Below are 21,778 nucleotides of genomic sequence, written 5' to 3'. Positions count from 1 at the left end.
GACGATCAGATTTTGATGTTTTCGCGGATGTTCCAGCCGAACCGAATCGGCCCGCCATCTTTGCCGCCATCGGCTTTCTGTGGCTGGTAGCTGATTTCCACCCTGGCGAAGTTAAGGCTGATTTCCTCGGTCAGCACGTCTTGGGTTGAGGCGGCACGCGTGTCGTAGGAGGCGACCATGACTTCCTTCAAGGCGATCACCAGGTACTCCACGCTGCTGTCGCCTCCGGCCTTGCGCACCACGATCCGCGCCTCGGGGTAGTGCTTGCCGGTTGCGCAGGCCATCATCAGGTTGGGCGAAGATTTATCCAGGGACTTCTCAATCAAGAGATTGGCCATATCGACCTTCCCGGCTCCGCCGCCCGTGCCACTGTGCATCGAGCCAGATTGAGTCATCCTCCAGCCCCAGCGGGAAATATCGATTTCATCGCGATGGGCCTGGTCCCTTGACTCACCCTTGATGTCTCCCAGTTTCAAAAACATATCGGTTGCCATGTTCGCTCCTTGTCTTCTCATCCGCCGAGAGTGGCGCGGGGCGTACTTTTCCCATTTCGACGATTGACCTCAAGACGCCAAGGTGAGAGCGGGAGGCGTCCGGCTGCAAAAAGGAAAATTTCCGACATTCTTGCCGAATATTGATTCTTTACGCTCTGCGCTCTTGTGCATTCAGGGGTAAAGGAATGGCTAGCAGTGTCTTGAAGGACGGTTTCCCCAGTGCCCACCTCACAACGCGTGAGCGGGTGGAAAACAGTATTGATTTGCGCCGGTTGTTTGCGGCTATCGACGCCGATCCGGCGATTGCGGGAGCAGGGGTGGTGTATCTCGATTCACATCTGTGGCCCGTGACGTTGCGTGAGTTTCAGCCGATTTGCAGCGTGTTGCCCAAGCGGGTGATTTTGCGGGAGATGCCTGGCTCGTTGGCGAGGTTGGATTTTGTGCGTAGGTTGGAGAGTGAGCCGCGCGAGTCGCAGCTTGTATTTGAAGCGATCAACACATCGTTGTCTTGCGGGGCTGCGGTGATAGGTTGGATTGTCGCGCTCAGTGGTTCTGTGGCGATTCCGTTTACTGCGGGGGTGAGCAGCTTTGTGGTCGCCGCAGGCGTCTCCGCGGCAATTGCCAGCTCCGCCCAATGTGTGATTGGTTCGATTCGAACCTTCAACGAACAATACCGCCCGGGCGAAAACGATCTTATGGATGATTCGGAGTGGTACAGCACTGTCACGCCGATATTGGACGGCATTTCGCTGATAGGGATAGGAACCGGTACGCTGACGACCGTACGGCTGATCAAAACCTCGAAAAAGACACTAGGTAAAGGCTGGTTCGAAGTTCTGCGCGGGTTGTCTCGCCAAGAGCGAAAAAAACTGACCAGCGAACTGTTGAATCTTAGAGATCCAAGCTTGACCACAAAGATACTGAAGCTAAAGCAACGAAAGGGCGTGCTTCCAAAAAGTTACAGTCCCAGCCAGATTCGACACGCCACATTGACTCAGTTGAAAGACGTCTTGGGCGGGAGCTTGGGGCTGGTTGGAAGTTATCAGACCGGTCATATTGGAAGCGCTACGACGGTAGTTGTCGGCTTGTACGAGGAGATTGCAGAGTGAATGATTCACTCACCAGCTTCCTTGTCCGTTACTTTCCCGTGTTCATGGGCACGATATTCATGGCTATTTTCTCCACCGCGATGGTGACCATTTTGGTTGGTGATCACTATTTACGCAGGCTTGAACCGTCGTTGAGAACGGAATTGTCTGGTTGGGGCCTTTTGTCGCTGACAGTGTTTTTCGGACTTTCCAATTTAATGATTGTGCGTGGACACAGATGGGCAACGGGCTTGTTGGTTGGCTATTTCGCGTTCTGCCTCCTGCTGGTTATTCCAACGATTCAATACCGTCCGCATACGGTGGCGTTTTTTCTGGGTGTTGTATTTCCAATGCTGGGATTACTTTTGCTCAATTGCGAACGTTACAGAGAATTGCGGAGAAAGTTGTTTGAAATCCGCATTCAACGAAAAACGGCGAGAAGGATTAATAAAAAATATACCAGTTGACTCAAGATTGGAGACCGCTGGGAAAAGCAAAAGTAGCTCCCACTTCAATCACGTGGGAGCCCCACTATAATCGCCTACCGCTCGATCGACCGACTCCACCGCGCATTCCACTCCGGCCGCGCCTGGTTGACCTGGTCCCAATCAATCGAAATTGCCGTCTGCAAGTAACCCTGCATCGCTTCCACCCGTGCGCGGGTCTTGTCGGTGGTCGGTGTGGTCGGGTTCGAGGGGATCTGGTCACCTTCTTCCAACGCCGGGGCCTGGGCTTCGGCGGTCAGCAAAAACGCGGCGAGTTTCTGCGCCAGCTCCGGCTGGTCGTTGCGCGCGATCACGCATTCGGCCACGTTCAGCACCACCGCACCTTCCTTGGGTTGCGCATACTCCATGGGCACGCCGAGCAGTTTCTGGGTGGCGACCTGGGTGGGCGTCAGTGGGAAGATTGCGGCTTCGTCGGTCTGCACCATCTCGGAGATCTTCGCGGAGCTGGCGATGTATTCCAGCACGTTGGGGCCGACGGTTTTCGGCCAGGCCTTGAAACCGGGGTCGACGTTGGTTTCGTCGCCGCCTTGAAGACGGTTGAACATCAGGAAGCCATGCAGGCCGAAGGTGGAGGAGGCCAGGGACTGGAACACCACTTTGTCTTTGAAGCGCGGGTCGGCCAGGTCCATCCAGGAGGTGGGGGCGGCCCAGCCTTTTTCCTTGAACATCTTGGCGTTGTAGCCCAGGCCGGTGACGCCGAGGGTCACGGCCACGGCTTGTTCCTTGATCTTCGCCTTGGCGGGGATCTGCTCCAGGGTCGGGCTGGGCGCCAGCTTGTCGCACAATCCCATGGAAATCGCGCGGTACATGATGCCGTCGTCGAGGAACATCACGTGCATCTGCGGGTTGTCTTTGTTGGCCTGGACCTTGGCGAGGATGTCCGACGAGGTGCCGGGCACGATCACCACCTTGACGTTATTGGCCTTTTCGAACGCGGGCAGCACCTTGTCGGCGTACACCCGTTCCATGGTGCCGCCGTTCATGCCCAGGTACAGCGTGGGCGTGGCGTGCGCCGTTGAGGCGAGCAGGGCGAGGGACAAGCAGGACAGCGCGATACGTGGGTTCATGGATGTTTTTCCTCTCAGGCTTGGAAACGACGGATGGAAAACGCTTCGATGGGTTGGCGGCTGGCCCCGGTGCAGACAATCTCTGCCAGGGCTTCACCGACCGCGGGACCGAGCTGGAACCCGGCGCCGGCAAAGCCGAAACCGTGGAGCAAGCCGGGTTGCGTGCTGCTGGGGCCGATCACCGGTTCGTGATCGGGGAGGTAACCTTCGGTGCCACTCCAGGTACGGATGGCCTGGGCACCCTTGAGAAACGGGTACAGCTCACCGGCATTGCGCAGGATCTCCAGCACCGCGGCTTGCCCTGGTCGTGCTTGTTGCGGACCGAGGGCAAAGCCGCGACCACCGCCGAGGATGCAATTGCCCCGGGCGACCTGTCGCGCATAGATCCCGCCGCCTTCAACGCCGGTACTCACGTCCATCACCATCGGCAAGGGCTCAGTGACCAGCATCGCCGGGTGTGCCGAGGTCATCGGCACCGCTTCGCCAAACTGTTCGGCCACCGCCCCGGCCCACGCCCCGGCGCAATTGAGCAGCCACGGCGCTTGAAGATGCAGACCGTTGGCGCAGTGCACCTGGAAGTGCTGGCCGTCATGCTCGATACGTGTGACGGGCGACTGTTCATAAACCTGCGCGCCGTGTCGTTTCGCCGCGCGGGCAAAGGCGGGCGACACCAGGCGAGGGTTGGCGTGGCCGTCTTCCGGACACAACGAGGCACCGACGGCGATATCGCCAACCCAGGGGAAGCGTGCTCGCAGCTCCGCGTAATCCAGCAACTGCAAATCCAGCCCAAATCCCCGTGTCTGCTCGGCATACGCCTGCAACGCGGCGAAATCGGCATGACTGCGCGCCAGCTTCAAATGACCGGAACGCAAGTACTCGCCGTCGATACCGATCAATCCCGGCAAGTCTGCCCACAGCTGGTGGGCGCGTTGCGACAGCGGTAACTGGTGCAATGGCCGACCTTGGCGCCGCACGCCGCCGTAGTTGACGCCACTGGAATGGGAGCCGCAAAAGTCCCGCTCCACCAGCGCCACGCGCTGGCCTTTCTGCGCCAGCATCAGCGCCGCTGAGGCGCCGACAATCCCGCCGCCCAGTACGATGACGTCGATCACGGCTGCACCTCCACGCCAAACGGCAGCGGCTTGATCGGTGCCTGGCCCCGCAAGCGGCCGACGTGTTCGATGGCCCGGCCACTGCGCTCCGCGACAATTTCCGCTGCCGCCAACCCGCACATCCGGCCCTGGCAGCGGCCCATGCCGACGCGACAGTGGGCCTTGACGCGATTGATCTCCCAATGGCCTTCATCCACCACCGCGCGCACGTCGCCGACGCGGACTTCTTCGCAGCGACAGAGGATCAATTCATCGGGGGCTTCGGCCGCCCAGTTCGCCGGAAAAGGGAACGCAGTTTCCAAACCATGACGAAAGCGTTGGATGGTCGCCAATTGTTGCTCCAGAACAGCAGGGCGGCGCTGATCGATTGCAACACCCGAGTCCTCCAGCACCGCCAGCGCTGCACGTTCACCGGCCATTTGTGCGGCGTCCGCGCCCATGATCCCAGCCCCATCGCCCGCCAGGTACACGCCGTTGACGCTGCTGCGTCCGGCGCTGTCCCGTTGTGGCAGCCACGCGCGGTTCAAGGCATTCCAGGTGAACTCACAGCCGAGCAAATCCGCCAGTTGCGTCTCGCTGCGCAGGGCATAGGCGAAGGCCACGGCGTCGCATTCCAAGCTCTGATCAGCCCATTGAATGCCGCTGACCCGTTGTGCTCCGTCGATCTGTTCAAGCGTGGCGCCCTGATGCACGGGGATCCCATGGGCCGTCAACCAGGCGCGGTAGTACAAGCCTTTGGCCAAGGTGACCGGTTGCCCTAGCAGCGCCGGCAATGCACGGCATTGGGCACTGAACGGCGCGCTGTCGAGCACCGCCACCACCTTGGCGCCGGCCTTGGCGTACTGGTAAGCCACCAGATACAGCAACGGCCCGCTGCCACAAAACGCCACACGCTCGCCGATGGCGCAGCCTTGGTACTTCAGCGCGATTTGCGCCGCGCCCAGGCTGTACACGCCCGGCAGGGTCCAACCCGGCACGGGCAGGATGCGGTCGGTGGCGCCTGTGGCGACGATGAGTTGCGCGTACTCGAGGCTTTCGGCGCGGCCGTTGTTGAGCATATCCAGGCGGCCGTCCTCGGCATTCCACACCAGGGTTTCCGGGCGGTAGTCGATCAGCGGTGCCAGCTCATCGATTGTGCGGTGCACGGCCTCGGCCTTGCGTGCTTCAAATCCGTAAAGCTGCTTGGCGGTGCGCTGGAAGCCCAGTGGCTGGCGCCGATAAATCTGCCCGCCACCGCGCAGGCTTTCATCCACCAGACAAGGGTTGATGCCATGGTCGAGCAACGTGCGCGCCGCGCTGATCCCGGCCGGGCCTGCGCCCACAATCACCACAGGCTTCATGACTGGCGCCCCGGATCGCGGCGGATGGCCTGGCCTTCTTCCAATAGCGTCGAACAGGCGCGTACGCGACGCCCGTCTTCAAGTCGCACCCAGCAATCCTGGCACGCGCCCATCAGGCAGAAACCGGCCCGAGGTTCGGCGCTGAAATCACTGCCGCGCAGGTGTTCGGCGCAGGTCAGCACGGCGGTCAGCAAGGTGTCACCGAGCAAACCGCTGGCGGGTTGCCCGTCAAGCGTGAAGGCGAGGGCAGGGCGTTGGGTTTCGGCCAGGCGTTTGAACAGAGCCATCAATGTTTCCCCACCAGCACGCGGTCCAGGCCATAGACCCGGTCCAGCAAGATCATGGTGGCGGCCGTGAGTGCAATCACCAGCGCCGACACCGCCGCCATCATCGGGTCGATGGACTCGGTGGCATACACATACATGCGCACCGGCAGGGTCTGGGTCGCTGGCGAGCTGACAAAGATCGACAACGTCACCTCATCGAAACTGTTGATGAACGCCAGCAACCAGCCACCCGCTACACCGGGCAGGATCATCGGCAGGGTGATCTGGCGAAACAACGTAAAGCGACTGGCGCCCAAGGACTCCGCGGCCTGCTCGGCACTACGATCAATCCCAATCGCGGCGGCCAACACCAGGCGCAGCACATACGGCGTGATGATCACCACGTGCGCGAGCATCAACCAGGTGAAGCTGCCGTTCACGCCCATTAGTGCGAACAGGCGCAACATCGCCACGCCAAGCACCAGGTGCGGAATGATGATCGGCGACAAGAACAACGCACTGAAAAAATTACGCCCCGGGAACTGATAGCGACTGATCGCCAAGGCGGCCGGCACCGCAATCAAGGTCGCCAGGCTCGCGGCGGTAAATGCCAAAATCAGGCTGTTGTAGAACGCCTGGATAAAATCCGCCCGCTCGAACACCGCACGGAACCAGCGCAGCGAGAAGCCCGAGGTGGGCAGGCTCAAGGTGTTTTCCGGGGTGAAGGCCACCAGGCACACCACCACCAGCGGCGCCATCATGAACAGCACCACCAGGGTGTGGAAACCCAGGGCCAAAGGACCGTTTCTGGACATGCGCTTAAACCCCCAGGGACTTTTTGTAGCGGCCTTCGACCATGCGGTTCCAGCTCAGCATGATCAGCAGATTGACCAACAGCAGCACCACCGCGATGGTCGCGCCCATGGGCCAGTTGAGTTCCGAGAGGTACTGGTCGTACACCACAGTGGCGACCATTTTCAGGCGGCGCCCGCCGAGCAGGCCGGGGATCGCAAAGGAGCTGGCGGCCAGGCCGAACACGATCAGCGTGCCGGACAGTACGCCGGGCATCACCTGGGGCAATACGATCTTGCGCATTACCGTGGTCTGGCTGGCGCCGAGGGACAACGCCGCTTGTTCTGCCGATGGGTCGAGCTTCTGCAGGGAGGTCCACACCGGGATGATCATGAACGGCAGCATCACGTGCACCAGGGCGATGATCACTGCGAACGGTGTGTACAACAGTTTCACCGGGCGCCCACCGAGGAATTGAATGATTTGGTTCACCAGCCCGTCCGCGCCGAGCAGCAGGCTCCAGCCAAAGGCGCGTACCACCACCGAGATCAGCAGCGGCGTGAGGATCAGGATCAGGAAGATCGAGCGCCACGGGGTGCCCATGCGGCTGAGGATGTAAGCCTCAGGCACGCCGATCACCACGCAGAGCAGGGTGACCAAGGCGCTGATCCAGAAAGTGCGCCAGAAGATTTCGTAAAAGTATGAATCGCTGAACAGCGACAGGTAATGCGCCAGGGTCCACTCATCGCCCTTCACGCCCACCTGGTAATCGAACACGTTGAACGACAACACCAGCGTCAGGCCCAACGGCAGGATCAGCAGCCCGACAAACAGCACCAGGGCGGGCAATGACAACAGATAGCCCCGGCTCATGCGCGCACCTCATCCGCCGCCAATACGCGCAGCAGGCTGGATTGCCAGTCCAGGCCCACCGCTGCTCCGCAACCGAGGGGCGCGCTGCCGTCGTTGCTGCGCACCACGGTGATTTCGCCAAGCTGGGTGTGGATGCGATACAGCCATTGGCTGCCGAAAAAGTAGCTGTCGAGGACCTTGCCTTGCAGTCGGCCGGTGCCGGCGTCCACCAGTTGGATCTTTTCCGGGCGCAGGCTCAGGGTCAGTTCGCCGTCACCGCTTTCGTGGCGGACTTGTGGAGTGCCCAACTGATCGTAGTCGCCCGGCAACAGGTTGGCCTTGCCGACGAAGTCCGAGATGAACCGCGTGCGCGGGTATTCGTAGAGCTTGTACGGCGCGTCGATCTGGGTCACGCGCCCGGCCTGCATCACCACCACGCGGTCGCTGATGGACAGCGCCTCAGCCTGGTCGTGGGTGACCATCAAGGTGGTGATGCCCACGGCGCACTGGATGCGCCGGATTTCGAACTGCATTTCTTCGCGCAGGTTGGCGTCGAGGTTGGACAGCGGTTCATCCAGCAGCAACACCGGCGGCTCGATCACCAGGGCACGGGCCAGGGCCACACGTTGGCGCTGGCCACCGGACAGCTCGCGTGGGTAACGGTCAGCGTGGGGCGCCAGCCGCACCAGTTCCAATACGGTCTTGACCTTGCTGGCGATCTGCGCCGCCGGCACTTTGCGCATCTTCAGGCCGAAGGCAACGTTGTCGCGCACGGTCATGTGCGGGAACAACGCGTAGCTCTGGAACACCACGCCCAGGCCACGGCTGGCGGGCTTGGCATGGGTGATGTCGCGGCCGTCGAGCAGGATCTGCCCGCCGCTCACATCAACGAAGCCGGCGATCATTTGCAGGGTGGTGGTCTTGCCGCAGCCCGAAGGGCCGAGCAGTGATACGAACTCGCCTTTTTCCACCGCAAGGTCGGTGGCGACCACTGCATCGACGGCGCCGTAGCGTTTGCTCAAGGCGTTGAGTTGGAGAAATGCCATGTCTGCGTTCCACCTTTTTTGAGTCGCGTCGAAACGCGCTTTTTTGTTTTGGGCAGATGCGAATGAAGTGTTGCCGGTGCGTTGGCGCTCGATCTTGAGTCGGCTGCCGTTAGTTGTTCATGTCGCCCCTGTGGACGCAGATTAGGACGAAGACTAGGATGGGCGGAAGATGGAATTTCACTGAACGGACTATTATTTTCGTATTTATTCACTCACCGGAATTTACTGAGATATTGATTGTTATGGATTCCACTGATCGAAATGACAGCGCCAAAGAAGTCGGCTCCGGTGGGGTGTCCCGACTGTTCGCGCTGCTGCGTACCCTCGGCGACGTGCCGGAGGGTGGCGAACGCGTCACTCAGCTTGCGCAACAGGTGGGCCTGTCCCAACCCACCACCCACCGCTTGCTGCGCAGCCTGATGGACGAAGGCATGGTTGAGCAGGATGCGCGCAGCAAGCGCTATCGCCTGAGCCTGGAGTTCTTTGCCCTGGCGGCGAATGCGGGCAAGACTGGCAATCTGCGTGACCTGGTGCGACCGAGCATGCTGCGCCTGAGTGCGTCATTGGGTGATTCACTGTTCCTGCTCGCGCGCTCAGGCTTCGACGCAATCTGCCTGGACCGCAGCGAAGGCCCGTACCCTATCCGCACCTTCACCGGGGACATCGGCGGACGCGTGGCGTTGGGCGTAGGGCAGGGCAGCCTGGCCATCCTGGCGTTCTTGCCGGAGGAAGAGCGCGAGACGGTGATCCGCTACAACCTGCCACGGCTCAAGGACTTCCACCTGTATGACGAAGTGCTGCTGCGCTCGGAAGTGGAGAACGTGCGCAACCTGGGCTATGCGGCACGCAATACTGGGGTGCTGGAAGGTATGGCGGGGTTGGCGGTACCGATCCTCAATCGTGACGGGCATGCGGTGGCGGCATTGAGCGTGGCGACCATCAGTGATCGGCTGGGGCCGAGCCGGTTGCCGATGGTGGTGGAGTTGCTCAAGCGCGAAGCGGCGGCGATTGGTCCAAGGATCAATCCGTTTGATCCGACGTTGCGCCGGCCCTCGCAGACCTTTGGTGGGTAGTTCAGAGGGCGGCCAAGTGCGGGTGAATGGCCGTCGTTAATACGCGCAGGAACCGTTTTTCTGCTCATCGCCACAGATGGAACGTTGATCCGCCGCACAGCCGATTCGGGTGGGCAGTTATCGATTCCAGTCTCTGAGGCCTTTGCCATGTCCTATGTAAACCTTCGTCAGGAAACTCCTTTTAGAAGTGATTTCAGTCCTCGTTTCGAGCAGCCCCAAGCGTCCTCCGGGAGCCCTGGCTGGCGCGTACCCAACTCAGAGGTTGCGCGGGATTTCGCGAAAAATTTCGATTACTTCCAGAGTGCTGACAGTGGGTTTGTGACACAGCAAACCCTCCAGCAGGTCGCCAATCGCCCGCTGACCGGTAATCCGTTCAATGATCGGATGACGTTTTTGGCACGGGAGATTCTCCAACGTCCCGAATTGAACACGATGCTGGATTCAATCGGCCACGCAGGTTCTACAGATGGGTTGATCAGCATGGGCGATGTGGAGCGCACCATTGATCAAAGTGAGCAGCAAGAAGCACCTCCCATGCGCGAGTTTCCAGGCCGGTACAGTGGCGGCATGCAGCGCCAGCGCCTGGAAAGCCATTGCTCACCTCAGGCCGATTGGCAACAGCCATCCCTGTCTGCGTCGGGCCAGCGTCCTTACGCGAACGACAGCAAGGAGCAGCTTCTCAACAAGATACAGGCCCGTTTCAGTTCATTTGAAGACCCGAGTTCCCCTGGGTTGATCACCGACAAATCCCTGAATGCGGTGGCCAGTGGATGCAAACTGGATGGCCAGCCGGCCACCCAAGCCGAAAAAGACCTGGCCAATGAGCTGCTTGAGCGGGGTGATGTGTTCAAGGAACTCGACCAGAGCAGCATGGGCGTGTTCGACGGAGCGTTCTCCAGGGAAAACCTGGCCTATTCCTCGGACAAGTACAAAAACATGAGTAACCACGACTTGATTCAAGGCGTGAAAGATAACTTCAGGCAATTTACCGCTGGCGCGGACGATCAATACATCAACGTCAATGAGTTGAAGGAAGCGGCTGGTCAGACGCCATCAAATCGTACGTTCAGCCCTGAAGCGCGACACTTTGCCGCTGAGCTTCTCAACCGTCCTGGCCTTCTGCGGGAACTGGATATCGGTACCAACAACCAAGGCGGGCCAGGCTACGAGGACAAGCGCTTCGACATGGATAACATCAACTTTATCCTCGACAACGGGCGCGTATCGGCCTGATCAGGGCGTCAACGTGCTGGCTGAGCCTGTGATCAGCCGGGGCTGATCATGCTTTCAGGTCGCACCCGTTGCTCATACTCTGCGGCGGTGATCAGCCCCAGCTGCACCGCCGCCTCCTTGGGTGATAAGCCTTCATCCGCCGCCTTGCGGGTGATCTGCGCCACGCGGTCATAACCCAGCAGCGGGTTCAGGACCGTCGCCATCAGCAACGAATGCTCCACGTTGCGCGCCAACTGTGGGCGGTTCACCTCCAGGCCGCTCAGCAGCTTGTGGGTGAACAGGCTGACGCAGTCGGTGAGGACCTCGATCGAGTGCAGCAGGTTGTGGATCAGCACCGGCTTGGCCACGTTCAATTCGAAGGTACTGGAAGCGCCCGCCAAGGTAATGGTGGTGTGATTGCCCATCACCTGCATCGCCGCCTGCACCAGCACTTCGGCGATGGTCGGGTTGCGTTTGCCGGGCATGATTGAGGAGGTCAGGCCATCGTCCGGCACGATCAATTCACCCAGGCCGCAACGCGGACCCGAACCGAGCAGGCGGATGTCATTGGCGATCTTGGTCAAGGAAACAGCCAGTACATTCAGCGCCCCGGAGGCTTCGACCATGGCATCGTGGGTGCCCATGCCTTCGAATTTGCAGGGGTTGGTTTCGAAGGGTTCGCCGGTGAGTCGGCTGATTTCTTCGCAAAACGCCAGGTCAAAACCGACCGGTGTGTTCAACCCGGTGCCCACCGCCGTGCCGCCCTGGGGCAGCAGGCGCAGGCGCGGCAGGCAGGCTTCGATTCGCGCGATGCCATGCTGGATCTGCTGGGCAAACGCACCAAAGGCCTGGCCCTGGCTCATCGGCACCGCATCCATCAGGTGGGTGCGGCCGATTTTCAGCACGTCCTGCCAGGCGTCTGCCTTGGCGTTGAGTCCATCACGCAGATGGCCCAAAGCAGGCAGCAGGCGACCGCGCAGTTCCAGCACGGTGGTCAGGTGCATCACCGTGGGGAAACTGTCGTTGGACGACTGTGAGCGGTTCACATGGTCATTGGGATGCACCGGCGACTTGCTGCCCAGTTCACCGCCAAGCGCGAGGTTGGCGTGGTTGGCGATGACTTCGTTGGCGTTCATGTTGGTCTGAGTGCCGGAGCCGGTCTGCCAGACCGACAGCGGAAAATGCAGGTCAAGCTCGCCGTTGGCCAAGGCCTGCGCCGCCAGTTCGATCGCGTGTGCCAGGCTCGGGGCCAGCGCGCCGAGCCGTACATTGGCGCGGGCACACGCGCGTTTTTGTTGGCCAAAGGCGCGGATCAGGCTGGCGGGGAACGGCTGTTTGCTGCCGAACACCTCCAGTGCCCGTTGGGTCTGTGCGCCCCAGTAACGGTCGGCCGGGATCGACACCGGGCCGAACGCGTCATGTTCGATTCGCAGAGCAGTCATCACTAGGCTCCGTTAAAGCGCCGCGCCGGCAGCACGGCCGAGCACGCGTTGATATTCATCCTGGGCGGTCTGCTGGGAGAACTCGCCAGACCACTTCGACACCACCACCGTCGCCACGCTGTTGCCGATGGTGTTGCAGGTGGCAATCGCCATGGACATGAAACGGTACACGCCAAACAGCAGCGCCAGCCCTTCTGCCGGCAGCACGCCGATAGCAGTGACGGTTGCGGCAAACACCACGAAACTGCCGCCCGACACCGCCGCCGCGCCCTTGGAGGTCACCAACATGATCGCGATGATGCCCAGCTGTTGCTCCCAGCTCAGCGGCACGCCGTAGGCGTTGGCGATAAACAGCACGCACAGCGACATATAGATCGATGTACCGTCGAGGTTGAACGCGTAGCCGGTGGGCAACACCAGGCCGACGCTCTGCTTGGAGCAGCCGAATTTTTCGAGCTTTTGCAGCAGGCGCGGCAGGGCGCTTTCCGACGATGCGGTGCCGAGCACGATGAAGATTTCATCCTTGATGTAGGTGAGGAAGCGCCACAGGCTGAAGCCGCTCAACCGGCACACCGCGCCCAGCACCACAAAGATAAAGAACGCAATGCCGACGTAGAACATCAACACCAGGTTGGCCAGGGACATCAGCACTGCGGTGCCATTGCTGCCTACTGCATAAGCCACCGAGCCGAAGGCACCCAGGGGCGCGAACTTCATGATCAGGTTGATGAACTCGAAGAAGCATTCGGAGATGCGGTTCAGGCCGTCTTCGATCACCTCACGACGCTCAGGCTTCAAGGCCAGCAGGGCGAAACCGAACAACACCGAGATCACCAGCACTTGTAACAGTTGGCCACCGGCGAAGGCACCGACGAAATTGTCCGGGAAGATGCCGTAGATGAAGTCCATGGTCGACGCGGGCGCATGGCCCTTGGCAACCGCAGCACTGGCGGCGGCAGCGGCGGCACTGCTCGGGTGCGCGTCGTGCATGCCGGAGCCGATCTGCAACAGGTTGCCCCACAGCAGGCCGATGGCCAGGGCGATGGTGGACACTACCTCAAAGTAGATCAACGCACGCAGGCCGACCTTGCCGACGCGCTTGATATCACCTGCCGAAGCGATGCCGTGGACCACGGTGAAAAACACCAGCGGCGCGACGGCGGTCTTGATCAGCTTGAGGAAGATATCGCCGAGGATCTTGAAACTGGCGGCCAGCTCCGGAGCGAGAAAGCCGAAGGCGATGCCGAGAAACATGGCGGCGACGACCTGGAAAGTCAGGTCCTTGTAGAGCGGTTTTTTTACGGGGGTGGATGACATGTCTGTGATCTCATTGTTGTTATTGGCTGTGTTTGAGCGATGTGTCAGGAGCCTGGCTTTTGTGGTGAGCGAGCTTGCCTCGCGCGGGGCAAGCCCGCTCACTACAAAAACCCGATGTGCCCGAAAGATCAGCGTTTGACTGAGCCTGGGCGCGCCAGCGCGATATCGACCATCTGTGGCGCCAGCCCCAGGTAGTTGGCCGGGTCGGTCAGGCGTTGCAGTTCGGCCAGGTCCAGTTGCGCGGTGGCTTCGCCCTGGGCGAGCAGGGCGTCGAGCAGGCTGGTGCCCTGGTCATTGGCCATGCGGCACGCGGCGTAGACCACGTCGTGGGCGACCTGGCGGCCGAGGGCCGGGGCGAGGCCCATCATCACGGCTTCGGCGACGATCAGGCCCTGGGTCATGTCGAGGTTCTTGCGCATGCGTTCGGGGCGTACTTCCAGGCCGGCGAGCATGAAGGTCGCCTGGCCGAGGGACGCGGCGCTGAGGGCGAAGGCTTCGGGGATGGCGATCCACTCCGCCTGCCACGGGCCGGTGGAGCGTTCGAAGTCCTGGATCATCGCATCGAGCATCAGCCCGGCGTGTTGGCGCACGCCCTTGGCGGCGGCGTACATCAGCTCGCAGGAAATCGGGTTGCGCTTCTGCGGCATGGTGCTGCTGGCGCCACGGCCTTTTACGAAAGGTTCGTACACTTCACCCAGTTCGCTGGTCATCATCATCATGATGTCGAGGGCGATCTTGCCCAGGGAACCGGTGACCAGGCCGAGGAAGTTCAGGGTTTCGGCCAGGCCATCGCGGGCCACGTGCCAGGTGGCTTGCGGCACGCCCAGGCCCAGTTCGGCCATCAAGGCTTCCTGTACTTCCAGGCCCTTGTCGCCGAGGGAGGCGAGGGTGCCGGCGGCCCCGGCGAACTGGCCGATTTCAACGCGTGGACGCAGCTCCACCAGGCGCTCGGCGTGGCGATCGAACATGCTCAACCACACCGCGCACTTGTAGCCGAAGGTGATCGGCAGCGCGTGTTGCAAGTGGGTGCGGCCCGCCATCGGTGTGTCGCGATAGCGCTCGGCCAGGCCGGCGAGCAAGCCGCGTACAGCCTGGATATCACGCTCGACGATGGCCAGCGCAGCGCGGACCTGCAGGACCACGGCGGTGTCCATGATGTCTTGGGTGGTCGCGCCCCAGTGCACATAGCGGCCGGCTTCACCGCAGATCTTCGACAGTTGCTCCACCAACGGCAGGATCGGGTAACCGACGATCTCGGTCTCGTGTTGCATCAGCGCCAGGTCCAGGGCCTCGTATTTCGACAGCGCGGCGATCTGCTCGGCGGCCTCGCTTGGGATCACGCCGCAACGGGCTTCGGCGCGGGCCAGGGCGACTTCCACTTCGATGTAGCGTTCGATCAGGGCTTTATCGGAAAACACACCGCGCATTTCGGCGGTGCCGAACATGTCGCGGAACAGGGCGGAATCAAAAACGGTGCTCGACATGGGAAAATCCTAATTGTTATTTTTAAACCATACATATTTAATATGTCCGTACAATATGATTACGCCTGTGCTGATACACTGTCAACTCGACAACGAGGGTAAAAATGGAAAGCGTGAGCCAGAGGCGTTATGCGGCGGTTGCCAAGGACTTGATCGATCAGATTGGCAGCGGCCATTACCCGGTGGGGTCGTTGTTGCCGACCGAATTCGAACTCTGCTCGCTGTACGCGGTGAGCCGGCACACCGTGCGCGCGGCCATCGATCAGTTGCAGGGGCAGGGCATGGTCTCGCGGCGCAAGCGCGTGGGGACGCGGGTCGAAGCCGCCTCACCCCAGGGCGGTTATTCCCAGGCGATGGCGTCGGTGGCCGACCTGGTGCAGGTGGCCGAAACCCATATCCGCGATATCCAGGACGTTCGCGAGTTCGTCGCTGATATCGCGCTGGCGCGACGCCTGGGGCTGGAACCGGGCGGACATTACTTCTGTGTGTCGAGCATCAAGGTCGATGCCAGCGCCGGTAACGCGCCGCTGTGCTGGACCGACGTGTACGCCGAGCAAACCTATGCCGAGGTAATTCCCGAAGCGCGCAAGCATCCGGATGAACTGATCGCCGCGTTGATCGGCAAGGCGTTCTCGCGGCATATCGATGTGGTGGACCAACAGGTGCGGCCGGTGCAGCTGTCAGCTGAGTTGGCCGCCAGCCTCAAGGCGCAGGGTGGCGCGTTGGGGCTCAATATCATCCGCCAGTATCGCGATGAGGCTGGCGGGGTGATTGCGGTGTCGGAAACGGTCTACCCCGCAGACCGTTTTACCCTGACCATGCAGATGAAGCGCGACAAACGCTAGGCCACGTTGAAAAACGCCACCTTGGTACTCAAGCGATCCGCCAGCTCCGCCAGTTCGTGATTGGAATGCTCCACCTGCTCGGAGCCCGCCGCCGACTGCACGGTGGAGCTGTGGATGCGTGTGACATTCTGCGCGACTTCTTCCGCCGCCGCGCTTTGCTGCACTGAAGCACTGGCGATCTGCGCGTTCATCGCATTGATCGCACCCACTTCCTGGCTGATCTTGCCCAGGGCCACCTGTGAATCGCGGGTCTGCGCCACGGTGACCTGGGCCAGGCTGCGGCTGCGTTGCATGATATCGGCGGCGTCCTGGGTGCCGCTTTGCAGCTTGCCGATCATGTCGCGGATCTCCTGGGTCGATTCCTGGGTGCGCGTCGCCAGCGAGCGCACTTCATCGGCCACCACCGCAAAACCACGACCATGCTCACCGGCCCGCGCCGCTTCGATGGCCGCGTTGAGTGCCAGCAGGTTGGTTTGGGCGGCGATGGCGTTGATCACTTCGATCACGGTTTCGATGCTTTCACTGTCGCTGGACACTTGGTTGACCCGGCTGGTGGCCTGGTCGAGGATGGTTGCGAGCTCCTCGATAGCCACGGTCACTTCGCCGACCAGGCGGTGGCCACTGTCGACTTCTGCGTCCGCCAAAATGGTCGCCTTGGACGCAGCGGATGCGTAGCCCGAGACCTCACTGACCGAGGCCGCCATTTGCGTGATCGCAGCCGCCACATGCTGGGCTTCGCTGGTTTGCAGGGTGATCTGCTGACGGTTGTCGCTGGCTACGGACAACAGGGTGACCGAGGCGTGGCGCAGGGCTTGGGCTGCCGAACGTACTTCGGTGATGGTGTCGCCCAGGCGCGCCAGGGCGTTTTTCAGAATACCCATCACGCTGTCGGGGTAGCGGGTTTCGATAGGTTGGTTCAAGTCGCCATTGGCCAGGCGACGGATCGCCTCGGCGACTTCCTCCGGCTCGGCGCCAAGAGTGGCCTTGACCTTGCGGATGATCAACAGGGACACCAGCACGCTCAAGAGGATCGCGACGGCGCTGGCCAGCAGCATCAGCACGGCAAAGTTACTGGCGGCGGCTTGCACCGTGTCCAGGCGTTGCTTGATCTGGGCTTCTTCGAAGTCGATCAGGGCATTCACACGTTTGAGCCATTCGGTGTAGTGAGCCGACGACTGGGCCAGCAGCAAGTCCTGGGCGCCGGCGATGTCATTGCCGCGACGCAGGCTGATCACCCGTTCGGTGGAGGCCAGGGCCTGGGTCTCGATGGCCTTGATATCAGCCAAAAGACGGGATTCCTCGGCGCTGGCGGCGGCGTTGGCGAACAGGCGATCCATCATCACCGCAGAGTCCTGGTAATCGCGCTTGAGCTGGTCGATCTCGGCCAGGTGGCGGTTGAGCGACGGTTCATCCTTGACCAATACGGCATCGCGGATGGCGATGGCGCGGTTGTGCACGCTGCCACGGAAATTGATCGCATAACGCTGCACCACAGCAGCTTTTTCGGACACTTCCTTGAGGGTGCTGTCGATAAAACCCACGCGCTGGATTCCGACGGCGGTGATCAGCACCAGCAACGACAGGGTGGACGCAAAGCCCAGTCCGATACGCATCGCCAACGAGACAGGTTTTTTCATGGAACGCTCGATATTCAGGGAGTTGAGAGGTGATGGCTAATAGCTATCTTCGCTGGGGAATCTATCGACCCGCCTGTCACGCGTCCAATCAGAAATTGCTGACCCTGCCATCGAGCGAATTGATGGAATAAAACCTGGATATCCCGAATGCCTGCACGACGCTTGCCGGGTGGTGGAACCCGAAAGCACAGGAAGATGGGATCCACTTACGGTATAACCCTCGGACGCTTTAGTGATCCGAGGCCCCGTTTTTCATGCAAAGCCCTTTGCAACGCCCTCTGTGGCAGATCTACCTGATCTTTCTGGCACCCATGGTGCTGTCCAACTTCCTGCAAAGTTTTTCCGGCACCCTCAACGGCATCTATGTCGGGCAAATGCTCGGCACCCAAGCGTTGGCGGCGGTGTCAGGCATGTTCCCCATTGTGTTTTTCTTCATTGCCTTGGTGATCGGCCTGGGGGCGGGCGCCTCAGTGTTGATCGGCCAAGCCTGGGGGGCGCAGGAAACGGGGATGGTCAAGGTGATTACCGGAGCAACCTTGACGCTGGGCGCGCTGGTGGGTGTGATCGCAGCGGTGCTGGGCAGTCTGTTTGCACGTCCGGCGTTGCAGGCATTAGGCACGCCGGTTGATGTGCTGGACGATGCCGTCGGCTATGCGCAGAAGATGATGCTGATCATGCCGTTGTTGCTGGTGTTCATCCTTTACACCCAGTTGCTGCGCGGCGTCAGCGACACTATCTCGCCGTTGCTGGCGTTGATGGTGTCGACCCTGGTCGGCCTGTTGCTGACCCCTGCACTGATTGGCGGCTGGATCGGCCTGCCGCCCATGGGCATCCAGAGCGCGGTGTATGCCGGGCTGGTAGGTAATGCCTTGGCCATGCTGTTTTTGATCTTGCGCCTGCGCCACAAGCACCATGTGATGGCGCCGGATCGTGAGTTGCTTGCGGCCTTGCGCCTGGACCGCGTGATTCTCGGCAAAGTCTTGCGCATCGGCTTGCCGACCGGCCTACAGATGGTGGTGCTGTCGCTGTCGGAATTGGTCATCCTTGCCCTGGTCAACGGCCATGGCTCCCAGGCCACGGCGGCGTATGGCGCGGTGACACAAATCGTTAACTACGTGCAGTTCCCGGCGTTGTCGATCGCCATCACCGCCTCGATCCTGGGTGCCCAGGCGATCGGTGCCGGGCGGTTGGAGCGTATCGGGCCGATTTTGCGCACCGGCTTGTCGATCAACCTGTGCCTCACCGGCGGATTGATTGTGTTGGGCTATGTGTTGTCCCACTGGTTGCTCGGGCTGTTCATTACTGACGATGCGGCACGGGTCAACGCGGAGCATCTGCTGCACATCATGCTGTGGAGCATCTTGGTGTTTGGCTTCCAGGCGGTGGTGGGCGGGATCATGCGGGCCAGCGGTGTGGTACTGATGCCGGTGGTGATCTCGATTTTCTGTGTGCTCTGCGTCGAACTGCCGATGGCTTATCTGTTCAACGCGCATTTCGGCCTGGAGGGCGTGTGGATGGCGTTCCCGGTGACCTATCTGGCCATGCTGGCTTTGCAGACCGCGTATTACCGGTTGGTGTGGCGACACAAGCAGATCAAGCGGTTGGTGTGAGGCTCAGGCCGCGCAGCAGCAGTTCAAGACCTAACAGGCCCTGTTCGAGTCGCTCGTCCGAGTGTTCATCCCGGGCGATCCACAGGGCAGTGCTGACCAGGCTGCCGTTGATCAGTTGCGCCAGCGCAAGGCTCGGGACGTGGGGGACGGCTCCAGCCTGCATCAACGCCTCAATCAGTTGGCGCAATGACTCCACGCAGTGTTGCTGGGAGCCCGTGTCACCCAGCACGGCCGGCGCATCCTGCAATACGATGCGTTGGATTTCGTCATCCTGTGCCATGCGCAAGTAGGCACGGCAACGTTCGCAAAAGCCGCTCCAGAGGTCTGAAGCTTCATCTGAGATACGCTGTAAACGCGCGTCCATCTCGCTGTCGAGTTGGGCAACCACGGCGGCCAGCAGACCTTTCTTGTCCCCAAAGTGATGGTACAGCGCCCCTCGGGTCAGGCCGGCACGGGCGGTGAAGTCGTCCATCGATGTATTCGCGTAACCTTGTGTCGCAAAGGCCTGGCGCGCGCTGGCAATCAGCCGGGCGCGGGTGTCTTCGATCATTTCGGCACGGGCTCGGCTCATGGTAGGGCTCACAATCGACAAGGGAAAGATTGACATACGCTGCGTATGTTAAGCATGATTTATCACATACGCACCGTATGTATTTTGCCTCGATTCTTGCGGATAGCAAGTTTCGGGGCATTCATGAAGAGGTCGAGCAGGATGGCAAACCCTTACGCCGAGTTGTTCCAGGTCCCTGGCGCCCGGGCTTTTGTGCTGGCGGGCATGCTGGCGCGCATGCCGGTATCGATGACGGGGATCGGTTTGATCACCATGCTCTCGCAGGTGCATGGCGGCTATGGCCTGGCGGGCTCGGTCGCAGCGGTCTTTGCCTTGGCCACGGCGTTTTGTGCGCCGCAGGTGTCGCGGCTGGTGGACCAATACAGTCAGGGCCGAGTGCTGCCGATTGCCGCATTGATGGGCGGCGGGGCGTTGTTGATGTTGCTGCTGTGTACCCGTCTGCAAGCGCCGAACTGGCTGCTGTTTCTGTTCGCCGCGCTGGCGGGTTGCATGCCCAACATGTCGGCCATGGTGCGGGCACGCTGGACCGAGCTATATCGGGGCCAACCCAAGCTGCAAACCGCGTTTGCCCTGGAATCGGTACTGGACGAAGTGTGTTTCATCATCGGCCCGCCGATTTCAGTGGGGTTGAGCGTGGTGCTGTTTCCGGAGGCGGGGCCTTTGGTCGCCGCGTTGTTGCTGGCGTTGGGTGTTACCACCTTTGTGTTGCAGCGTGAGACCGAACCACCCGTGCATGCGCATCAGGGCCACCACGGCCGCTGGCTGATTGCTTCACCCTCGGTGCTGATCCTGATGATCCTGTTGCTGGCCATGGGCGTGATTGTCGGCGTGGTGGATGTGGTCAGCGTCGCCTTTGCCCAGCATCAGGGCCAGCCGGCGGCGGCGAGCATAGTGTTGTCGGTGTACGCTATTGGCTCATGCCTGGCAGGGCTGGCGTTCGGCACCCTGAAGCTCAAGGCATCATTGCCCCGGCAGTTCCTGTTCTGTGGCATGGCTACGGCGCTGACCACCTTGCCGTTGCTGTTGGTAACCAACATTCCGGGACTTGCGGTGGCCATCTTTATCTCCGGGCTGTTCTTCGCTCCAACGCTCATTGTATCCATGGCCTTGGTGGAGCAGATCGTACCCGCCAGCCGCTTGACCGAAGGCATGACCTGGCTGATCACCGGCCTCAGCATCGGCGTGGCCATTGGCGCTGCCAGTTCCGGCTGGATGATTGACCACTTAGGCGCCACCAGCGGGTTCTACGTGGCGTTGGCGGCGGGGGCGGTGGTGCTGGGGGCGGCAGTGTTGGGTTATCGGCGGTTGGGTTAATCAGCTAACCGCAGGGCATGCATCATTGCCATGATGCTGTAAAAACTCATTCAAGGCCTGGCGTGTCAGGTCATTGAGGGTCACTTTTTTGCGGGTTGCCGCCAGGGCTGCCGCCAAGTGCAAGTCATGGCCGACCCGGACATTGAAGGAACCCTTGCAGGGCTTCTCCGGGGTCTGCCCGAGGGTCTGGCAAGTGGCGAAGTAGTCATCCACCGCCTCACGAAATGCAGCGTCCAGTTCAGCGACGGTTTTCCCTTCATAGCTCACCAACGCCTTGATGAACAGAATCTTGCCGAACAGGCAGTTGTCTTCGACGCTGGCTTCGATGGAGCCGATGTAGCCCTTGTGTTTCAGTTGGTTGTTCACTGAATCAGTTCTCCTGATTTCAACTGTTCGATGATCTGGCGCCGAATGTAGTGTTTCAGTTCGTTGCCAGGGTGAGGCTTGTGCAAGGTAATCATTGCACTGGGGTCGCCGATGTCGAATTTGACCCGGCTTCCAGCCCCTTCAATCTGTGTGTAGCCCAGTCGTCGCAGCAGCGTTACGAGCTCAGGCCAGGTAAATGCCATGTGCTCATTGAGCAGTTTGGCGAGCAGCTTTTCATTTTTGGACACGGCGTTCCCTGCGTGTAACTAAATGTAGTTGCAAAAAGTGGTGTTCGTCAATGCTAGCTCGGGTTCGGGTGTCTCTGCCGAGATTGATGTAACCCT

22 protein-coding genes and 1 pseudogene are annotated in these 21,778 nt (G+C 60.8%); 7 read left to right on the top strand and 16 right to left on the bottom strand.

Annotated elements, in window-relative coordinates; translation table 11 throughout:
* Positions 1-5 precede the first annotated feature (5 nt).
* Complete coding sequence (locus ACP7EW_RS24295; protein WP_038846677.1) at positions 6-494, bottom strand: Hcp family type VI secretion system effector; 489 nt, start codon at positions 492-494, stop codon at positions 6-8.
* A 185-nt stretch (positions 495-679) separates the two neighbouring features.
* On the opposite strand from ACP7EW_RS24295, the gene ACP7EW_RS24290 reads away from it, so the two are divergent.
* Positions 680-1,603 (top strand): NAD synthetase, encoded by a 924-nt coding sequence (locus ACP7EW_RS24290; RefSeq protein ID WP_426220393.1) that lies wholly within the window; start codon positions 680-682, stop codon positions 1,601-1,603.
* Positions 1,600-2,049, top strand: a complete 450-nt coding sequence (locus tag ACP7EW_RS24285; protein ID WP_370590798.1) for a hypothetical protein — start codon at positions 1,600-1,602, stop codon at positions 2,047-2,049. Before ACP7EW_RS24290 ends, ACP7EW_RS24285 begins: the two co-directional genes overlap by 4 nt.
* 74 nt (positions 2,050-2,123) lie before the next feature.
* Here the strand turns inward: ACP7EW_RS24285 and ACP7EW_RS24280 are convergent, their stop codons facing one another.
* Genes ACP7EW_RS24280 through ACP7EW_RS24250 form a run of 7 tightly spaced genes read right to left on the bottom strand, consistent with a single transcriptional unit; the run spans position 2,124 to position 8,563 of the window.
* Positions 2,124-3,155, bottom strand: a complete 1,032-nt coding sequence (locus ACP7EW_RS24280; protein ID WP_426220391.1) for an ABC transporter substrate-binding protein — start codon at positions 3,153-3,155, stop codon at positions 2,124-2,126.
* Between the two features lie 14 nt (positions 3,156-3,169).
* Positions 3,170-4,267: an NAD(P)/FAD-dependent oxidoreductase gene (locus ACP7EW_RS24275; protein ID WP_426220389.1), complete on the bottom strand. Its 1,098-nt coding sequence runs from the start codon at positions 4,265-4,267 to the stop codon at positions 3,170-3,172.
* Positions 4,264-5,607 carry an FAD-dependent oxidoreductase gene (locus tag ACP7EW_RS24270; RefSeq protein WP_426220387.1) on the bottom strand — a complete coding sequence of 448 codons (1,344 nt, stop codon included), beginning with the start codon at positions 5,605-5,607 and terminating at the stop codon, positions 4,264-4,266. The genes ACP7EW_RS24275 and ACP7EW_RS24270 overlap by 4 nt, the downstream gene beginning before the upstream one ends.
* Positions 5,604-5,894, bottom strand: coding sequence for a (2Fe-2S)-binding protein (locus ACP7EW_RS24265; RefSeq protein ID WP_269133758.1), 291 nt, complete (start codon positions 5,892-5,894; stop codon positions 5,604-5,606). Before ACP7EW_RS24265 ends, ACP7EW_RS24270 begins: the two co-directional genes overlap by 4 nt.
* Positions 5,894-6,688 (bottom strand): ABC transporter permease, encoded by a 795-nt coding sequence (locus tag ACP7EW_RS24260; RefSeq protein WP_028619822.1) that lies wholly within the window; start codon positions 6,686-6,688, stop codon positions 5,894-5,896. The genes ACP7EW_RS24265 and ACP7EW_RS24260 overlap by 1 nt, the downstream gene beginning before the upstream one ends.
* Before the next feature lie 4 nt (positions 6,689-6,692).
* Complete coding sequence (locus tag ACP7EW_RS24255; protein WP_426220384.1) at positions 6,693-7,538, bottom strand: ABC transporter permease; 846 nt, start codon at positions 7,536-7,538, stop codon at positions 6,693-6,695.
* Positions 7,535-8,563, bottom strand: coding sequence for an ABC transporter ATP-binding protein (locus tag ACP7EW_RS24250; RefSeq protein ID WP_426220382.1), 1,029 nt, complete (start codon positions 8,561-8,563; stop codon positions 7,535-7,537). Before ACP7EW_RS24250 ends, ACP7EW_RS24255 begins: the two co-directional genes overlap by 4 nt.
* Positions 8,564-8,805: 242 nt before the next feature.
* On the opposite strand from ACP7EW_RS24250, the gene ACP7EW_RS24245 reads away from it, so the two are divergent.
* Positions 8,806-9,636, top strand: coding sequence for an IclR family transcriptional regulator (locus ACP7EW_RS24245; protein WP_178953162.1), 831 nt, complete (start codon positions 8,806-8,808; stop codon positions 9,634-9,636).
* Positions 9,637-9,783: 147 nt separating this feature from the next.
* On the top strand, positions 9,784-10,869 hold the full coding sequence (locus ACP7EW_RS24240; protein ID WP_426220380.1) for a hypothetical protein: 1,086 nt from the start codon (positions 9,784-9,786) through the stop codon (positions 10,867-10,869).
* Between the two features lie 32 nt (positions 10,870-10,901).
* On the opposite strand, the gene ACP7EW_RS24235 is transcribed toward ACP7EW_RS24240, so the two are convergent.
* The 3 genes from ACP7EW_RS24235 to ACP7EW_RS24225 all read right to left on the bottom strand — a co-directional run bounded on the left by ACP7EW_RS24235 (position 10,902) and on the right by ACP7EW_RS24225 (position 15,091).
* Positions 10,902-12,290, bottom strand: a complete 1,389-nt coding sequence (locus ACP7EW_RS24235; protein ID WP_426220377.1) for a class II fumarate hydratase — start codon at positions 12,288-12,290, stop codon at positions 10,902-10,904.
* A gap of 12 nt (positions 12,291-12,302) precedes the next feature.
* Positions 12,303-13,607, bottom strand: a complete 1,305-nt coding sequence (locus ACP7EW_RS24230; protein WP_426220375.1) for a cation:dicarboxylate symporter family transporter — start codon at positions 13,605-13,607, stop codon at positions 12,303-12,305.
* 128 nt (positions 13,608-13,735) lie between these two features.
* Entirely contained in the window at positions 13,736-15,091 is a 1,356-nt protein-coding gene (locus ACP7EW_RS24225) for a class-II fumarase/aspartase family protein (protein ID WP_061436338.1), read from the bottom strand.
* 113 nt (positions 15,092-15,204) lie between these two features.
* Between ACP7EW_RS24225 and ACP7EW_RS24220 the strand changes: the two genes are divergently transcribed.
* Positions 15,205-15,936 carry a GntR family transcriptional regulator gene (locus tag ACP7EW_RS24220; protein WP_177076877.1) on the top strand — a complete coding sequence of 244 codons (732 nt, stop codon included), beginning with the start codon at positions 15,205-15,207 and terminating at the stop codon, positions 15,934-15,936.
* On the opposite strand, the gene ACP7EW_RS24215 is transcribed toward ACP7EW_RS24220, so the two are convergent.
* Complete coding sequence (locus ACP7EW_RS24215) at positions 15,933-16,640, bottom strand: methyl-accepting chemotaxis protein (RefSeq protein WP_426160903.1); 708 nt, start codon at positions 16,638-16,640, stop codon at positions 15,933-15,935. The genes ACP7EW_RS24220 and ACP7EW_RS24215 overlap by 4 nt on opposite strands.
* A 417-nt stretch (positions 16,641-17,057) precedes the next feature.
* A pseudogene (locus ACP7EW_RS24210) lies at positions 17,058-17,549 on the bottom strand (MCP four helix bundle domain-containing protein); the annotation flags it as partial.
* A 278-nt stretch (positions 17,550-17,827) separates the two neighbouring features.
* On the opposite strand from ACP7EW_RS24210, the gene ACP7EW_RS24205 reads away from it, so the two are divergent.
* Entirely contained in the window at positions 17,828-19,183 is a 1,356-nt protein-coding gene (locus ACP7EW_RS24205) for an MATE family efflux transporter (protein WP_426220373.1), read from the top strand.
* On the opposite strand, the gene ACP7EW_RS24200 is transcribed toward ACP7EW_RS24205, so the two are convergent.
* Positions 19,167-19,754: a TetR/AcrR family transcriptional regulator gene (locus ACP7EW_RS24200; RefSeq protein WP_426220371.1), complete on the bottom strand. Its 588-nt coding sequence runs from the start codon at positions 19,752-19,754 to the stop codon at positions 19,167-19,169. The genes ACP7EW_RS24205 and ACP7EW_RS24200 overlap by 17 nt on opposite strands.
* A 141-nt stretch (positions 19,755-19,895) precedes the next feature.
* Here ACP7EW_RS24200 and ACP7EW_RS24195 point away from each other — a divergent pair, with 141 nt between their 5' ends.
* Positions 19,896-21,068 carry an MFS transporter gene (locus ACP7EW_RS24195; RefSeq protein WP_426220369.1) on the top strand — a complete coding sequence of 391 codons (1,173 nt, stop codon included), beginning with the start codon at positions 19,896-19,898 and terminating at the stop codon, positions 21,066-21,068.
* On the opposite strand, the gene ACP7EW_RS24190 is transcribed toward ACP7EW_RS24195, so the two are convergent.
* Both ACP7EW_RS24190 and ACP7EW_RS24185 read right to left on the bottom strand, forming a co-directional pair.
* Positions 21,069-21,434 carry a type II toxin-antitoxin system HicB family antitoxin gene (locus ACP7EW_RS24190; protein ID WP_426220367.1) on the bottom strand — a complete coding sequence of 122 codons (366 nt, stop codon included), beginning with the start codon at positions 21,432-21,434 and terminating at the stop codon, positions 21,069-21,071.
* Positions 21,431-21,682 carry a type II toxin-antitoxin system HicA family toxin gene (locus tag ACP7EW_RS24185; protein WP_038846635.1) on the bottom strand — a complete coding sequence of 84 codons (252 nt, stop codon included), beginning with the start codon at positions 21,680-21,682 and terminating at the stop codon, positions 21,431-21,433. The genes ACP7EW_RS24190 and ACP7EW_RS24185 overlap by 4 nt, the downstream gene beginning before the upstream one ends.
* Positions 21,683-21,778 lie beyond the last annotated feature (96 nt).

The sequence above is a fragment of the Pseudomonas sp. DWRC2-2 genome, from assembly GCF_049897885.1.
GTDB lineage: Bacteria > Pseudomonadota > Gammaproteobacteria > Pseudomonadales > Pseudomonadaceae > Aquipseudomonas > Aquipseudomonas azotoformans_A.
This window is presented reverse-complemented; position numbering and strand designations above follow the sequence as displayed.

What these genes read in the sequence shown, in the direction of transcription:
- ACP7EW_RS24295 (WP_038846677.1), bottom strand. Translation starts at nt 494, where the DNA reads ATGGCAACCGATATGTTTTTGAAACTGGGAGACATCAAGGGTGAGTCA.
- ACP7EW_RS24290 (WP_426220393.1), top strand. Translation starts at nt 680, where the DNA reads ATGGCTAGCAGTGTCTTGAAGGACGGTTTCCCCAGTGCCCACCTCACA.
- ACP7EW_RS24280 (WP_426220391.1), bottom strand. Translation starts at nt 3,155, where the DNA reads ATGAACCCACGTATCGCGCTGTCCTGCTTGTCCCTCGCCCTGCTCGCC.
- ACP7EW_RS24270 (WP_426220387.1), bottom strand. Translation starts at nt 5,607, where the DNA reads ATGAAGCCTGTGGTGATTGTGGGCGCAGGCCCGGCCGGGATCAGCGCG.
- ACP7EW_RS24265 (WP_269133758.1), bottom strand. Translation starts at nt 5,894, where the DNA reads ATGGCTCTGTTCAAACGCCTGGCCGAAACCCAACGCCCTGCCCTCGCC.
- ACP7EW_RS24260 (WP_028619822.1), bottom strand. Translation starts at nt 6,688, where the DNA reads ATGTCCAGAAACGGTCCTTTGGCCCTGGGTTTCCACACCCTGGTGGTG.
- ACP7EW_RS24255 (WP_426220384.1), bottom strand. Translation starts at nt 7,538, where the DNA reads ATGAGCCGGGGCTATCTGTTGTCATTGCCCGCCCTGGTGCTGTTTGTC.
- ACP7EW_RS24250 (WP_426220382.1), bottom strand. Translation starts at nt 8,563, where the DNA reads ATGGCATTTCTCCAACTCAACGCCTTGAGCAAACGCTACGGCGCCGTC.
- ACP7EW_RS24245 (WP_178953162.1), top strand. Translation starts at nt 8,806, where the DNA reads ATGGATTCCACTGATCGAAATGACAGCGCCAAAGAAGTCGGCTCCGGT.
- ACP7EW_RS24240 (WP_426220380.1), top strand. Translation starts at nt 9,784, where the DNA reads ATGTCCTATGTAAACCTTCGTCAGGAAACTCCTTTTAGAAGTGATTTC.
- ACP7EW_RS24235 (WP_426220377.1), bottom strand. Translation starts at nt 12,290, where the DNA reads ATGACTGCTCTGCGAATCGAACATGACGCGTTCGGCCCGGTGTCGATC.
- ACP7EW_RS24230 (WP_426220375.1), bottom strand. Translation starts at nt 13,607, where the DNA reads ATGTCATCCACCCCCGTAAAAAAACCGCTCTACAAGGACCTGACTTTC.
- ACP7EW_RS24225 (WP_061436338.1), bottom strand. Translation starts at nt 15,091, where the DNA reads ATGTCGAGCACCGTTTTTGATTCCGCCCTGTTCCGCGACATGTTCGGC.
- ACP7EW_RS24215 (WP_426160903.1), bottom strand. Translation starts at nt 16,640, where the DNA reads ATGGCGGCCTCGGTCAGTGAGGTCTCGGGCTACGCATCCGCTGCGTCC.
- ACP7EW_RS24205 (WP_426220373.1), top strand. Translation starts at nt 17,828, where the DNA reads ATGCAAAGCCCTTTGCAACGCCCTCTGTGGCAGATCTACCTGATCTTT.
- ACP7EW_RS24200 (WP_426220371.1), bottom strand. Translation starts at nt 19,754, where the DNA reads ATGAGCCGAGCCCGTGCCGAAATGATCGAAGACACCCGCGCCCGGCTG.
- ACP7EW_RS24195 (WP_426220369.1), top strand. Translation starts at nt 19,896, where the DNA reads ATGGCAAACCCTTACGCCGAGTTGTTCCAGGTCCCTGGCGCCCGGGCT.